Annotated in this window: 13 protein-coding genes and 1 tRNA gene; 8 read left to right on the top strand and 6 right to left on the bottom strand. The window is 66.0% G+C overall.

Going from position 1 to position 14,476, the window contains the following annotated elements; all coding sequences use genetic code 11:
* The first annotated feature begins 97 nt into the window (after positions 1–97).
* Positions 98–1,474 carry a methyl-accepting chemotaxis protein gene (locus GTK09_RS09265; protein WP_163462873.1) on the top strand — a complete coding sequence of 459 codons (1,377 nt, stop codon included), beginning with the start codon at positions 98–100 and terminating at the stop codon, positions 1,472–1,474.
* Between the two features lie 81 nt (positions 1,475–1,555).
* Here GTK09_RS09265 and GTK09_RS09260 read toward each other — a convergent pair whose 3' ends face one another.
* From GTK09_RS09260 to GTK09_RS09250, 3 genes are read right to left on the bottom strand one after another with little or no spacing between them, the layout of a single operon-like run.
* Positions 1,556–2,713: an ABC transporter permease gene (locus GTK09_RS09260; protein WP_163462872.1), complete on the bottom strand. Its 1,158-nt coding sequence runs from the start codon at positions 2,711–2,713 to the stop codon at positions 1,556–1,558.
* Between the two features lie 10 nt (positions 2,714–2,723).
* The gene (locus GTK09_RS09255; protein ID WP_163462871.1) at positions 2,724–3,722 is read right to left on the bottom strand and encodes an ABC transporter permease; all 999 of its coding nucleotides are present in this window, start codon (positions 3,720–3,722) and stop codon (positions 2,724–2,726) included.
* On the bottom strand, positions 3,719–5,719 hold the full coding sequence (locus tag GTK09_RS09250) for an ABC transporter substrate-binding protein (RefSeq protein WP_163462870.1): 2,001 nt from the start codon (positions 5,717–5,719) through the stop codon (positions 3,719–3,721). Before GTK09_RS09250 ends, GTK09_RS09255 begins: the two co-directional genes overlap by 4 nt.
* Before the next feature lie 110 nt (positions 5,720–5,829).
* Here GTK09_RS09250 and blaOXA point away from each other — a divergent pair, with 110 nt between their 5' ends.
* The 4 genes from blaOXA to GTK09_RS09230 all read left to right on the top strand — a co-directional run bounded on the left by blaOXA (position 5,830) and on the right by GTK09_RS09230 (position 9,817).
* Complete coding sequence (blaOXA, locus tag GTK09_RS09245; RefSeq protein ID WP_163462869.1) at positions 5,830–6,642, top strand: class D beta-lactamase; 813 nt, start codon at positions 5,830–5,832, stop codon at positions 6,640–6,642.
* Between the two features lie 121 nt (positions 6,643–6,763).
* Entirely contained in the window at positions 6,764–7,990 is a 1,227-nt protein-coding gene (locus tag GTK09_RS09240; RefSeq protein ID WP_163462868.1) for a glycosyltransferase, read from the top strand.
* Positions 7,987–8,766: a polysaccharide deacetylase family protein gene (locus tag GTK09_RS09235; RefSeq protein ID WP_203560953.1), complete on the top strand. Its 780-nt coding sequence runs from the start codon at positions 7,987–7,989 to the stop codon at positions 8,764–8,766. The genes GTK09_RS09240 and GTK09_RS09235 overlap by 4 nt, the downstream gene beginning before the upstream one ends.
* A gap of 13 nt (positions 8,767–8,779) precedes the next feature.
* A complete protein-coding gene (locus GTK09_RS09230; RefSeq protein WP_163462867.1) occupies positions 8,780–9,817 on the top strand; it encodes an NAD-dependent epimerase in 1,038 nt (345 codons plus the stop codon).
* On the opposite strand, the gene GTK09_RS09225 is transcribed toward GTK09_RS09230, so the two are convergent.
* A complete protein-coding gene (locus GTK09_RS09225; protein ID WP_163462866.1) occupies positions 9,793–12,423 on the bottom strand; it encodes a patatin-like phospholipase domain-containing protein in 2,631 nt (876 codons plus the stop codon). The genes GTK09_RS09230 and GTK09_RS09225 overlap by 25 nt on opposite strands.
* Before the next feature lie 37 nt (positions 12,424–12,460).
* On the opposite strand from GTK09_RS09225, the gene GTK09_RS09220 reads away from it, so the two are divergent.
* The 3 genes from GTK09_RS09220 (at position 12,461) to GTK09_RS09210 (ending at position 13,551) form a co-directional block, all read left to right on the top strand.
* Positions 12,461–12,787 (top strand): hypothetical protein, encoded by a 327-nt coding sequence (locus GTK09_RS09220; protein ID WP_163462865.1) that lies wholly within the window; start codon positions 12,461–12,463, stop codon positions 12,785–12,787.
* Between the two features lie 11 nt (positions 12,788–12,798).
* A complete protein-coding gene (locus GTK09_RS09215) occupies positions 12,799–12,972 on the top strand; it encodes a hypothetical protein (protein ID WP_163462864.1) in 174 nt (57 codons plus the stop codon).
* A gap of 132 nt (positions 12,973–13,104) precedes the next feature.
* A complete protein-coding gene (locus tag GTK09_RS09210) occupies positions 13,105–13,551 on the top strand; it encodes an RbsD/FucU family protein (protein ID WP_163462863.1) in 447 nt (148 codons plus the stop codon).
* 141 nt (positions 13,552–13,692) lie between these two features.
* On the opposite strand, the gene GTK09_RS09205 is transcribed toward GTK09_RS09210, so the two are convergent.
* Positions 13,693–13,767: transfer RNA gene (locus GTK09_RS09205), tRNA-Val, on the bottom strand.
* 296 nt (positions 13,768–14,063) lie between these two features.
* On the bottom strand, positions 14,064–14,429 hold the full coding sequence (gene cpdR / locus GTK09_RS09200) for a cell cycle two-component system response regulator CpdR (RefSeq protein WP_163462862.1): 366 nt from the start codon (positions 14,427–14,429) through the stop codon (positions 14,064–14,066).
* Between the last annotated feature and the right edge of the window lie 47 nt (positions 14,430–14,476).

The raw sequence follows: 14,476 nt of genomic DNA, 5'->3' as shown, positions 1-14,476 counted from the left end.
AGACTCCTCAACTTCGAGCATGGGCCGAACACAGATGTTTTCGTTTGGACGCAAAACCAATTCCGATAACGGCGTCGCCGACGCGAAACTGCAGGCGATGAAGTTGCGTTCGGATCTCCTGGACGAGGCATCGGGCATCGGCCTCTGGGACGCCTATCTCCACGAGGGCGACGCCGCTCACGAGAAGAGCCGCTGGACCTGGTCTGCGGAATTTCGCCGGCTGGTCGGCTTCGACGGCGAGGGTTCCTTTCCCAATCTGATGACCAGCTGGTCCGACCGTCTGCATCCGGACGACGTCGCCGGCACCTTCGACGCCTTCGGCACGTGCGTTTCCGACAAGAGCGGCAGGACCGGCTACGACGTCCGCTACCGTCTGAAGGTCAAGGACGGCAGCTATCGCTGGTTCCGCGCAACCGGCGGCGCCCGCACCCAGGCCGATGGCCGGACGATCCTCGCCTGCGGATCGCTCACCGACGTTCACGAGGAAATGGTTCTGCGCGAACGGGCCGAGAGCGCCGCCAAGGATAGCGCCCGGACGCTCGAAGTGCTGTCCCGGGCCCTGGCAGCCATCGCCAAGGGCGACCTCACCTATCGCATCACCGAAGAACTGCCGGCGGACACGAAGGTTCTCGGCAAGGACTACAACGATGCCCTCGCCAAGCTGCAGAAGATGATGGCCCATCTCCTCGAGACCATCGATTCGATGGTCAACGAGACCTCCGAGATCCGCCGGGCCGCCGACGATCTGGCGAGCCGCACCGAGCAGCAGGCGGCGTCGCTGGAGGAAACCTCCGCGTCGATGGGGGACTTCACGTCTGCGGTGAAGCACTCCGCCGAGACTGCCGACCGGATGGCCGGGGCGGCCCGCGAGACGGCGAAATCCACCAAGGAATCGGAAAAGGTCGTCTCCGAGGCGATCAGTGCGATGGCGGCGATCGAGGCGTCGTCGCAAAAGGTCAGCAACATCATCGGCGTGATCGACGAGATCGCTTTCCAGACCAACCTTCTCGCCCTGAATGCGGGCGTCGAGGCGGCGCGTGCCGGCGAGGCCGGCAAGGGCTTTGCCGTCGTCGCCCAGGAAGTCCGCGCGCTCGCCCAGCGCTCGGCGGAAGCGGCCAAGGAGATCAAGGCGTTGATCTCCTCCTCCTCCGATCAGGTGCAGGGCGGCGTCGACCTCGTCGGACGCACGGCCGCCGAGCTTCAGAAGATCGCCGAGCGGATCCTCGATCTCGACACCGGGCTGACCGGCCTTGCCGCCGGCGCCCGTCAGCAGGCGAGCGCGGTGGCGGACGTCTCCGGCAGCGTCCGGCAGATGGACGGCATGACCCAGCAGAACGCCGCCATGGTGGAAGAAACCAGCGCGGCCACCCGGTCGCTCGAGGACAACATGCGGATGCTGCATGAGCTGATCCGCGAGTTCAAGGTCGAGGATCGCCGGCAGCAGTCCGAGCCGGCGTATCGCCGCGCGGCCTGATTGCCGTCACGAGCCGGGGCGCCGCCGGGGCGCCCCAGGTATCCCCGAGAGCCTTCTTCCGGCCTCGCCGTCTTCGCTTTCTCAGTGCTGGTAGGGGTCCACCGCATCGCGCAGGCCGTCTCCGACGAAGGAGAAGGCCAGCACGACCAGCACCACCGGCAGCATCGGCAGAAGCAGCCATGGATAGAGTGCCACCGCCTCGATGTTCTGGGCCTCCGACAGGAGGACGCCCCAGGAGGTGATCGGCGGCCGCAGCCCGAGGCCCAGGAAGGAGAGGGCGGTTTCGGCGAGGATCATCGTCGGGATCGACAGCGAGGCCGAGGCGATCAGGTGGCTCATGAAATTCGGCAGGAGATGCCGGAAGATGATCCGCCTGGGGCTCGCCCCGAGCATTTCGGCGGCGGCGACGAAATCCTCCTCGCGCAACGCGAAAAGCTTGGAGCGAACCGCGCGGGCCAGCCCCGGCCAGTCGAGCAAGGCGAGGATCAGCGTGATGCCGAAATAGACCAGCAGCGGGCTCCAGGTCAGCGGTAGCGCCGCCGACAGCGCCAGCCACAGCGGCAGTTCGGGGATCGATCGGAGCACCTCCGTCACCCGCTGCACGGTGGCGTCCACCCAGCCGCCGAAATAGCCGGCGAGGCCGCCGATGGTGATGCCGATGATGAAGGACAAAGTCACCCCGACGAGGCCGATGGTCAGCGAGATCCGCGCGCCGTAGACGATGCGCGAGAGCATGTCCCGGCCGAGCCGGTCGGTGCCGAGCAGGAACAGCGTGCCGCCTTCCGGCGGGCAGACGAGATGGGTCTCGGCCGAAAAGAGACCCCAGAACGAGTAGGGCTCGCTCTTGCAGAAGAAGCGGATGGGCAGCGGCTGCGTACGGTCTTCGTCATAGGTCCGGCGCAGCGTCTCCATGTCGAGGGTGTAGTTCAAGGGATAGACGAAGGGTCCGACGAAGCTGCCGTCGTGGAAGAGATGGACGGGCTGCGGCGGGGCGAAGATGAAGTCGGTGTGGCGCGAATTCAGCTCGTAGGGCGCCAGGAACTCGACGAAGAGGATCGCCGCATAGCTGACGGCGAGAAAGGCGAGGCTGACCACGGCCACCTTGTGCCGCAGAAATCGCCACCAGATCAGCCGCGCCTGCGAGGCCTTGGCGTGGCGTTCCGACACCACCGAGCCGGCGGCGGTCGTCGCCTCGGCATCGAAGGGCTCGGTCGAGATGAAATGCGGGATCTGGCTCATCGTCCGCCCCTCACCGCGCGGCCTTGATGCCGAGCCTGATGCGCGGATCGAGGGCAGCGAGCAGAAGATCCGAGATGAACATGCCGACGACCGTCAGCACCGCCAGGAACATCAGGAACGAGCCGGCGAGATACATGTCCTGGCTCCTGAGCGAGGAGAGCAGCATCGGCCCCGTCGTCGGCAGGCTCATCACCGCCGAGATGATCACCGAGCCGGAGACGATGTTCGGCAGGATCGAGCCCAGATCCGCGATGAACGGGTTCATCGCCATGCGTAAGGGGTATTTGAACAGGATGCGGCGCTCCGACAGGCCCTTGGCCCGCGCCGTCGTCACATATTGCCGGTGGAGTTCGTCGAGGAGATTGGCGCGCAGGCGCCGGATCATGCCGGCGGTGCCCGCCGTGCCGATGACGACGACCGGAACCCAGAGATGGGCGAGGACCGAGCCGAGCTTGGCGAAGCTCCAGGGCGCGTCGATGAATTCCGGCGCCATCAGCCCGCCGATCGAAGTGCCGAACCAGACGTTGGCGAAATAGAGCAGGATCAGCGCCAGGAGAAAGTTCGGCGTCGCCAGCCCGAGGAAGCCGAGGAAGGACAGGCCGTGGTCGGTCCAGCTGTATTGATGGGTCGCCGAATAGATGCCGATCGGGAAGGACACGAGATAGACGAAGATCACGGTCGCCGCATTGAGCAGCAAGGTGAGCGGCATTCGCTCGCCCACGACGTCGGCCACCGGCTGGCTGTATTCGAAGGAATAGCCGAGATCGCCCTGGACGAGGCCGGTGACCCAGACGAGATATTGCTCCCACAGCGGCTTGTCGAGGCCGTATTCCTCCCGCAGGAACTGGATCTTGTCGGCGGTGACCTGCTCGCCCTGCGCCTGGATCTCGGCGATGTAGCTGGTCAGGTAGTCGCCCGGCGGCAGCTGGATGATGGCGAAGACGAGGACGCTGATGGCGACGAGCGTCAGCACCATCGTCATCAGGCGGTTCGTGAGGTAGCGGATCACGGGCGCTTTTCCGCCGTGTCGACCGCGGGGCAGGCGAAATAGAACGTATCGGGATGATACATGCCGAAGAAGGCTCCCGGATCGTAGTTGTAGACGCCCTTTTCCGGCACGTTTTCGAGCTTGTCCTTGACGACGACGAGCTGATCGACGCCGGAGACGATGCCGATGGTGTAGACCTCGTCGGCGAAGATCTTCAGGGCTTCACGCCAGATCCTGGCCTTCTCGGTTTCGTCGAGTGTCGCCTTCCAGGCCTGCCGCAGGTCGATCAGCCGCTTCAAGGGGGCCAGTTCGGGCGAATCGCCGAGCGGCTCGCCGCCGGTGCCGTGGGTCTCGACCCACATTCCGTAGCCCGGCCATTCCAGCTGCTCGGCGGTCGAGGGCACGAGTTCCTTCGGGTCGGTGTCGGCGTTCGGCAGGCCGTTGTCGATGCCGGCCCACACCGAGATCAGCGTCGAGCCGGCCTTGATGCGGTTGCGGAAGATCTCGCGCTGGCTTTCGCGGATCAGAAGGTCGATGCCGATCCGCCGCCAGTCGTCGCGCACCAGCTGCAGAACGTCCGACTGTTCGCGGCTTTCGCCGGCGGTCTCGACGACGATGCGCATTTCGCGGCCGTCCGGCAGATGCCTGAGGCCATCCGGCTCGTCGCGCTTCAGGCCGAGTTCGTCGAGCATCTGGTTGGCGCGCTCGGGCTCGTAGGTGGACCACATCGAGCGCAGCGTTTCGTCGAAGAAGGCCGAGCCCGGCAGGACGGTGTTCCCGCCCGGCGTCGCGAGGCCGTAGAAGATCGCCTGGTTGATGTCCTTGCGATTGATCGCCAGCGACAGGGCCCGGCGAAAATCGGCGGTCTGCATCAGCTTGCGCCAGACCGGGTCCTTGGCGTTGAGGTTCGGATAGAGCGCGACATGGGCGCCACGGCCCGATTCCCAGCGGCGCAGCTGGTAGTTCGAGCGTTTCTCGCCACGTTTCAGGAAGGGGTAGTTCGGAAAGGACAGATAGGCCGCCTGGAGATCGGACTCGCCATTGGCGACCTTGGCCGGAATGAGGCCAGGATTGGAGATGGTCAGCGCCACCTCGTCGACATAGGGAAGCTGCCGACCTTCCTCGTCGACCCGGAAGAAATACGGGTTGCGGGTGAAGATCAGCCTCTCGGACCCCAGTTCGCCAGACAGCATCCACGGTTGCAGGGTCGGCATGTCCGGATTGTCGTTGCGCTGGGCCCGGTCCTTCTTGAAGTGCAGCGCCACCCAGTTGCGCTGGCCGGACTTCTCGACCTTCGCCTCGACCTTCTTCGGATCGGTGTAGTTCGGATTGTATTTCTTCAGATAGTGGGACGGCCGATAGATGTCGAAGGGCGTCGCCGCGGCGAGCGAGGCGAGGAAGCCCGGATTGGCTCTCCCCCAGGCATATTTCACCGTGTATTCGTCAGGGAAGGTCACCACCGGCTCCTCGCCGTCGGCCAGAAGCTCCGGCGGCACCCCGAATTTCGCGATCTTCGGGTCCTTCGCCATGTCTTCCCAGAAATAGCGAAAGTCCTCCGAGGTGAACGGCGCACCGTCCGACCATTTCATCCCGGGCCGGAGACGGAAGGTGAAGATCCGCCCGTCCTCGATCTGGTAGCTCTCGAGAATGTCCGGCACGATCCTGTAGCTGGTGTCGTAGCCGACGAGGCGGGCATAGCCGAAGACCGGCATCAGCCGCGTATCCTTGGCGCTGCCGGTGAGCATGTTGAGCGTGCCGCCGAGATCCTCTGCCGAACAGGCGCTGTCGACGGGCAGAACCCGCGGCACCTTCGGCAGGCGTTCGGCCAGCGGCGGCAGTTCGCCCTTGGCGACGGCGGCGGCCAGCGATTTCGGCTCGGCCGCCGATTGCGCCTTGGCCGGCGCGGGCAGGGCGCAGAGGAAACCGGCGATGGCAAGACCGAGGACCGCGAGGAAACTGCCAGCACCAAAGCACGAGGCGCCACGTCGCTGCGCTCTCACTGCCTGCCCATGCGGCATTGCCGGCTCCCTTTCCCCACAATTCTCGCCAGTAAGCTGCGGCGTTGACGCTTTGTCAATCAGACGGGTGGCCGCATGGGTGGGCATCCCACACCCTTTCGAGGCCAACGATGAAACGTCTTCCCGCACTGTGCGCCATCTCCATCTTCTGTTTCGCCCAGCCCGTCCGCGCCGAAACGAAGACCCTCTGCCTCACCGCTCTCGATGCGGCGAGCGGCAGGACGCTGGTCGACATAGGGCCGGCCTGCGACGGGCGGGTGACGCCGGCCTCGACCTTCAAGCTGGCGATCGGCCTGATGGGCTTCGACGCGGGCGTCCTGAAGAGCCCGGATGAGCCGAAGCTGCCGTTCAGAAAGGGCTATGTCGACTGGCGGCCGGAATGGCGGCAGGCGACGACGCCGGCGACATGGATGCGCGACAGCGTCGTCTGGTATTCGCAGCGGGTGATGGAAAAGCTCGGGCGCGAGCGTGCCTTGGATTATCTCAGCCGCTTTCGCTACGGCAACGAGGACATCTCGGGCCTTCCCGGCGGCGGAAACGGGCTCACCCATGCCTGGCTCGGCAACTCGCTGCAGATTTCACCGCGCGAACAGGCGGATTTCATGCGGCGGATCGTCCGGCGGGACCTCGGCGTCTCCGCTGACGCCTATGACATGACAGCGGCGATCGCCGCCTATGGCGTCGAGGGCGACGGTTGGACCGTTCACGGCAAGACCGGCGCCGGCCTGCCGCGCGGCGAGGACGGCAAGCCCGTCCGCGGCCGGCCCTATGGCTGGTTCGTCGGCTGGGCAACGAAGGGCGACCGGACGGTGGTCTTCGCCAAGCTCATCCAGGATACGGAAAAGCAGTCCGTGGCGCCGGGGTTTCGGGCGCGGGATACGCTGTTCCGGGAGCTGTTGGCCAAAGGCGGCCTGCTGGAATAGCCAGCCGACCGATCGATTCGCTGGTATGACGCCGGTCCTTGCCGGCTTCGTCCGGGTCGCATAATCCCGACACAGGGCCCATGTGAACGGGCGCCGAGCAGATCGAGACAGGACGGGCAGGATGCAGAAGCGGGTCGCAATTCTGGTCAAGGGCTATCCGCGCCTGTCGGAGACCTTCATTGCCCAGGAGATCGCCGGGCTTCAGGATCGCGGCCTCTCCCAGCTGATCGTCTCGCTGCGCCAGCCGGGCGAGACCAAGGTCCATCCCGTCCATCGCAGGATCACCGCGCCGGTGCTCTATCTGCCGGAATATCTGAAGGACGATCCGGCGCGGGTGAAGCGCGGCCGGGAGTTCGCCGAGCGCCAGCCGGGATTTGCCGAGGCGGAGCGGATCTTTCAGGCCGATCTGAAGCGCGACCACACGGCCAACCGCTATCGCCGCTTCGGCCAGGCCTGCGTGCTTGCCGCCGAGCTGCCGAAGGACGTCGGCTGGCTGCACACCCATTATCTCCACACGCCCGCCTCCGTCGCCCGCTATGCCGCGACGATCCTCGGCCTCGGCTGGTCGTTCTCGGCCCATGCCAAGGACATCTGGACGTCCGAGCGATGGGAGCTGTCGGAAAAGCTCGACTCCTCGGCCTTTGGGGTCACCTGCACGGCAAGCAATCTCGATTACCTGCGCTCTCTGGCGAAGCAGCCGAAGAAGGTCGAGCTCGTCTATCACGGCCTCGATCTCTCCGGCATCGTCCCGCTGGAGCGCAAGCCCCACGACGCCAGCCGACCATTCCGCATCGTCTCGGTCGGCCGGGCGGTGGAGAAGAAGGGCTATGCCGATCTCATTCGGGCGCTGGCGCGGCTGAAGGACCGGAGCTGGCATTTCGACCATGTCGGCGGCGGCGCTCTGGCGAAGACGCTGAAGGACCAGGCGGAGAAGGCCGGTATCGCGGACCGCATCACCTGGCACGGCAGCCGCGAGCGCGGCGAGGTCTTCGACCTCCTGTCGAAGGCCGACCTCTTCGTTCTGCCGTCGCGCATCGCCAGATCCGGCGATCGCGACGGCCTGCCCAACGTCCTGATGGAGGCGCAGGCGCACCGGCTGCCGGTGATCTCGACCCGCGTCTCCGCCATCCCCGAACTGGTCACGGACGGGAAAACCGGTCTCCTCGTCGAGGAGCGCGATCCGAAGGCGCTGGCTGAGGCGATCGCGAGGCTGATGGACGATTCGGCGCTGGCGCGGCGCCTTGCGGTGGCCGGAGAAAGCCGCGTGCGCGAAAAATTCTCGCCGCAGCCGGGGCTCGACCGGGTGGCGGCCTTGCTCGGCGACGCGCTGCGGGCCGAGGCGGCGTGAGCGGGGCAGCCTCCAGCACCAGGGGCGATTTTCCGCTGTCGGCGGCGGCGCTCGACCGGCTGGCCGGCGACGGGCGAAGGGTGACGGCATGGTGGCGCGACGACGACGCGAGGACGGCGACGCCCGAGCTCGAGAGGCTGCTCGCCTTGGCGAAGACCCACGCGCTGCCGCTCGCCCTCGCCGTCATTCCCGTCGGCGCCGAGCCGGCGCTGGCCGAGCGGCTTGCCGGGGAAGCCGGCGTCACGGTGCTTCTCCATGGCCATGCCCACGCCAACCATGCGCCGCCCGGTGAGAAGCGCGCCGAATTCGGCGATCACCGCTCGGCAGAGGCCATGCGCACCGAGATCGCGGTGGGAAAGGCGAGGCTGGAAACACTGTTCGGGGAGCGGTTCCGGCCGGTCTTCGTGCCACCCTGGAACCGGATCGGCGAGACCGTCCGCGCGCTGCTCGCCGGCCTCGGCCTGCCGACCGTATCGGTTTACGGTTCGGCAAAGCCTGCGGTCGAGGGCGGCCCCGCCGAACTCAACACCCATCTCGACGTCATGGACTGGCGCGCCATGCGGGGCCTGACCTTCGATGCAGTGGACGAGCGGCTCGCCGAACTGATCGACACCCGGGCGGGCGCTGCCGCCGGCGCCGAGCCGATCGGGCTTCTCACCCATCATCTCCAGCACGACGAGAGCGCCTGGGCCCTGACCGACCGGCTGCTGGCGCTGCTCGCCGCCCATCCGGCCGTCGCCTGGGATGGGCCGGCTTTGCTTCCGATCACGAAGTGACTATGACGCGCCGATGTCCCAGACCGTCCTTCTCACCGGCGTCGCCGGTTTCATCGGCTTCCACACCGCCCGAAAGCTGCTCGCGCGGGGCGACCGCGTCGTCGGCTTCGACAGCGTCAACGACTATTACGACCCGCAGCTGAAGCGGGCGCGGCTCGCCGAACTCGATCGGCTGCGCCGCGAGGGCGGGCTCGACTTCACCTTCGTCGAGGCCGATCTCGCCGACCGGGCCGCCCTCGACCGGGTGTTCGCCGAGACGAGCTTCGATCGGGTCATCCATCTCGCTGCCCAGGCCGGCGTGCGCTACTCGCTGGAAAACCCCGAGAGCTACGTGTCGAGCAATCTCGTCGGTTTCGCCAACATGCTCGAGGTCTGCCGGCACGCCAAAGTGGCGCATCTGACTTTCGCGAGTTCCTCCAGCGTCTACGGCTCCAACCGCAAGGTGCCGTTTTCCGAGCATGACGGGGTCGACCATCCGATCCAGCTCTATGCCGCCACCAAGCGATCCAACGAGCTGATGGCCCATGCCTACAGCCATCTCTTCGCCCTGCCGATGACGGGTCTGCGCTTCTTCACGGTCTACGGGCCGTGGGGACGGCCGGACATGGCCTATTTCTCCTTCGCCGAGAAGATCATGGCCGGCCGGCCGATCGCCCTGTTCAATCACGGCCGCCACAGCCGCGACTTCACCTATGTCGACGACATCGTCGAAGGGGTCGTCCGGGCGAGCGACCGGATCGCCCCGGCCGATCCCCGCTTCGATCCCGTTAATCCCGATCCGGCGACGAGCAGCGCCCCGTTTCGCCTGTTCAACATTGGCAACGGCAAGCCGGTCGAGCTGAAGCGCTTCGTCGAGGTGCTGGAGGCGGCTCTCGGGAAGAAGGCCGTCATCGAACTGAAGCCGATGCAGACCGGCGACGTCGAGGATACGTTCGCCGACGTCAGCGCGATCGAGGCCACGCTCGACTACCGCCCGACGACGACGGTGGAGGACGGCATCGCCGCCTTCGTCGACTGGTTCCTGGCCTATCGGCGGCGTCGCGCCGGCTGAGGCGGGGACCGGGAGGGGCGGCGAGAGTGGCGAGGCTCGACGGAGCCGACGCCTTGGGGATCGAACCCCGCCTCGCGCCTGACGCGCTCCGCCAGAGCCAGAAGGCTCTGCCAGCCCTTCGGTTTGCCATTCTGGTCGCAAAGGGCCTCCGTGACGGCATGGAAGCCGAGATAACGGTAGCTCTCGAACTGTTCCTCGGCGAAGAACTGATCCCCCGTCGTCTCGTGAGGAAAGCGGGGGTAGCGCCGTTCGTAGTCCAGCACATAGTCCTTTTCATCGCCCGTCATCATCGATTTCACGTAGACGAGAAGGCCGTCGAAGCCGTTTTCAACCTGTCCCTGTCGATCGGGAATCATCCGGCTGGGATAGCGGATGCGACCGAAGGCGACGTGTCGGCTCCGCTCGGCCGTCGCGCAGCGCGCGCCCCCCGCCAGTTCCGTCTTGCGGGCGAGCGCCGCCTCGCGCAATTCCTCCCAAGGCAGGTCGATGCGGATGCCGAGATCGATGCGGGCAAAGCGCGAAACGTCGACGAAGCTGGTGAACTGCATGCCGGGGTCGGCCTCGGCGTCGATGACTATGATCAACGGGCAGCGGCGCTTGAGCAGCTGATAGAGGCCGAGATTGTCGATGTGGCCGCCATCGGTGAGATAGACCTTGCTCTTCTCGGCGTTCAGCCTGCCGAAGAACTCCAGCAGGAAATAGAACAGCTTCCAGTCCCTGCGCTTGGCCTTTCTCAGTGCGCTGGCCGAGGCGAGGACGGCCGGATTGCGGAGCCAGTAGCCGAGCCGGATGTTGAGGAGCGCGAGGCTCGGCGAGAGCAGCGGGACGCCGGCACGGCCCATGGACGAAGAGACGGCAGCGCCGGAAATCGCCGCCGCCGTCGCGAGATCGAGCCCCGGCTCTTCCGCTTCGAGTGCTTGTGTCGCGACGTAGCCGGTTGAGTCCGACCCCGAGCAGTTCGGCGTGAAGATGAAGAAGTCAGCGTTGCGTGCGCGCTTGTTCGTCTTGTCTTTCTGGATGTTGATGGCAGCGTTGATGATCGGATAGGGCCGGATGCCATGCCCCGCCGCGAGCTCGGACAGCTTGAATGGTGCGTTGGCCTCACTGGTCGACTTCGCCACCTGTGGCCCCATCGAGAAGGCATAGTGCAGTCTGTCCCGGTACAGGCGGTGGAGCGAGGTGGCGTTGCCGGTGAAGAGCAGCGACAGCGCGACGGCGACGAAGCCGGTGCCGAGGTAAAACGCTCCGATCGATCCCGGCCGCGTTTCCGCAAAGCCGGGGATGAGCACGGCGAGTATCAGAGCGGCGAGGAAACCCGTCGCCATGAAGGCGCCGATCCGGCCGAGGATGAGTCTCCGTTCCGCGGGGGTCATCCGATCTTTACCGAGGATGCCCCACTTGCCGGCGCGTCCATAGCGGCTTGCATGGCCCACATGCGCCGCAGCGAGGGTGATTCCGGCGGCGGCCAATGCCAGGGACACCCCGATCGGCATGCCAGCGAGCCAGACGGGCGCGTAGTCGTATTCCTGCATGCAGGGCCGGATTTCCGCCGTGCACGGTCGGACGCCGATCGAGACCAGCCACAGGTAAGTGACCACGATCATCGCCGGCAAGGTCATGGCCAGGACGACGAGAGTGAGTCTTGCCGCCGCCGCCTTGAACAGCCCGCTCCAGCGAGGATCGCTCGAGAAGGACTTCAGCTGTGTGGCCAACCGTTTCCAGGCCAGGGCCAGGAGGCCGGTGCCGGCGGTGAGGCCGGTGATGATCTGCGGCGCCCAATCGAAGATGGCGCCGAGCCCCTGCTTGCTGTCTCTCAGTTTCAGGAGCAGCCCGACGGCCTCGGGTACCAGCTCGGCGAAGCAGATGGCGATGAGGAGGATGAGGGCGGCGGCTGCGCATCGCGCCTGCCACGAGCCCGGATCGGATCGCGCTTCAGGCACTGGCCGCAGTGAGCGGAAGAGGCCCCAAATCAGGACGGCGGAAAGCAGGCAGAGGCCGAAGACGATCGTCAGGAAAAGCGTTTCGAAAACACCCGGCGGGTCGGTGTGGGCCGTTTTCCACCCCAGCCCTTCGACGATCTGGAAGACGACGGAGCGGGGGAGATCGTACCGTGTCGGATTGAGGATCAGCGTGATGCCGGCCAGTGTCAGGACGGCAGCAGCAACCATGGTGACGTTGACCACCAGCCCGCGCAGGATGATTGCGGCCGAAACGACGAAATCCCAGAGGCCGTCGGGCCTCAGATACTGGGCGCGATCGCGCAGCCGCGAGACGGCGAGGTTGTCCGCGACCTCTGCGGTGGCGGGGCTTGTGACAGGCGCCGAGCCCGGCATGCTGGAATTTGTCCGTTGCTGCATGGTCGCAGCGGCCCGTTTCGCCTCGACTGGCTGGAAATCCTCGATCGGATGGTCGTTGGCATCCCGGACATCGGCGACGACGAAGGGGAACATCCCGTGGCGCTTGATCGCCGCGATCGCTCCTGCGCCGACATAGCCGCCGCCCGAGACCATCGAGGCGTAGTCGATCTTCTCGAAGATGCCGCAGGCGTCAAGCGCCTGGATCGCACCAAGATTGAAGGCGGCCGAGCGGATTCCGCCGCCTGACATGGCAAGGCCTCGGGGCGAACACGCGTCTCCCTTCGCGATGGACGTGCTGGAAACATTTCCGCTTCTGGCCGCGGCGATCGCGTCGATCTCGCAGGCGAACACCTGTTCGAAGCTGCGTATTTCGGCACCGCCGGTCTCGGTCTCGGGGCCGCTTTCGGCAGTTGCTGTCTCGACTGAAGGCTCGTCCCGTTCCATGCGTGATCGCTCGGCACCTCGGTTTGCAATCGAAGCGGGAGGATGGAGCGAATTAAAACTTTACGCAAGGGAAATCATGGAGCCATGCTTCGCCTCGCGCCGCCTGCGGAAAGCGGCGGAGGAACGACTGGCCGGCATCGCGCTTTCTACGGACTGGCGCATTTGGTAGAGAGAGACATCATGTCCGACACTGAGAAGCATCCATCCCCGGCCCTCGACCAGCCCGATCTCGTCGGCAACGCCGTCGAGCGCACCGACAACGGCTTTGACGGCAAGAAGGACGGGGAGCGGCTGATCGGCCGGGACGTTCCGGCCGAGGAGCAGGACGCCGAAGAGGACGAGGAATCGTCCTGACGGCGACGGCACGCCGTCGGGCGTGCGCCGACGGTGCGGCTCCGGCGGCAGCGCGGTCTGGTCGACTGGACGGGCTCACCGTAGAACATGAGCGGGCGGTGATCGCCGCCGCAGTCTCAGAAGGTTCCCGTTATGCTCAAGACCATTCCGCCGCTCGTCACGCCCGAACTCCTGCAGATCCTCGCAGCGATGGGCCATGGAGACGAGATCGTCCTCGTCGACCGCAATTTTCCCGCCGCGTCGGTCGCCGCGGAGACGGTCACCGGCACGCTCGTGCAGCTGACCGGCGTCGGCACCAACGAGGCGGCCCGGGCGATTCTCTCGCTCCTGCCGCTCGACGGCTTCGTCGAGGCGCCGGTGCGCTACATGGCGCCGGAGGGCGAGCCGGAGGCCGACTTCGAGGTTCACCGGGACATGCAGGAGATCGTCGACGCCGCCGAGGGCCGAAGCGTCACGATGGAAGCGGTGGAGCGATTCGACTTCTATGACGAGGCGAAGACGACCTACGCGGTGGTCCGCACGGCCGAGTCGCGGCCCTATGGCTGCTTCATCTTGAAGAAGGGCGTGATCTTCGACTGATGGCCGCCGCACGGCCTCTTGAGCCACGCTCGCCCCTCTTCAGCGGTTGGCCGGCAGACGAAGAGGCCGGGCGACGGCATCCCGACGAGCGGCGATCGATGACGATGGCTCGGTTTTCATCAAGGAGGGGGAGGGGTCGAATGGTGGGCGTGACAGGGATTGAACCTGTGACCCCTTCGATGTCAACGAAGTGCTCTCCCGCTGAGCTACACGCCCATCCGACGGAGCGGCATAGACCACATGACCGCGCGATCCGTCAACAGGGAAAACCGGCTTTCGCGAAACAATTGCGACGGGCCGGGGGAGCGCATTTCTGCCGGCCCCGGGAGGCTCTGTGGCGGGGGTGGCGGAGGGCCGGCAACGCGACGGATCAATGGCCGTCGCGCAGCTCTCGCGAGCATCACGAATGCCGGTTCCCGCACTTCAGGGTCACGTCCTAAGCGTGTCGATGCGCGAGAGGAGACCCGCCCGGCCACTGCCCTTCGGCTGCGGCCGGGCTGTCGATTCGTCCCTCAGGCGGCGTCCTCGAGGATCTTGCCGACCTCGTCCACGAGCTCGCGCAGGTGGAATGGCTTCGACAGGATCTTGGCGTTCTTCGGCGCCTTCGAATCGGGATTGAGGGCGACGGCGGCAAAGCCGGTAATGAACATCACCTTCAGGTCGGGATCGAGCTCGGTCGCCCGGCGGGCCAGTTCGATCCCGTCCATTTCCGGCATGACGATGTCGGTCAGGAGCAGCGAGAACGGCTCCTCGCGAAGCCGCTCATAGGCGCTTCCGCCATTGTCGAACGCGACCACCTCGTAGCCTGCCCGCTCCAGCGCTTTGGCCAGGAAGCGGCGCATGTCGTTGTCGTCTTCTGCAAGCAGTATTTTCGCCATTCCTCAAATCCGCATTCGCCTCGGCCGATCAGACCGTTCATCGATCG

Source organism: Jiella pacifica (assembly GCF_010500815.1).
GTDB lineage: Bacteria > Pseudomonadota > Alphaproteobacteria > Rhizobiales > Rhizobiaceae > Jiella > Jiella pacifica.
The sequence above is the reverse complement of the archived record's forward strand: the minus strand, read 5'-3'. Positions and strand labels throughout refer to the sequence as shown.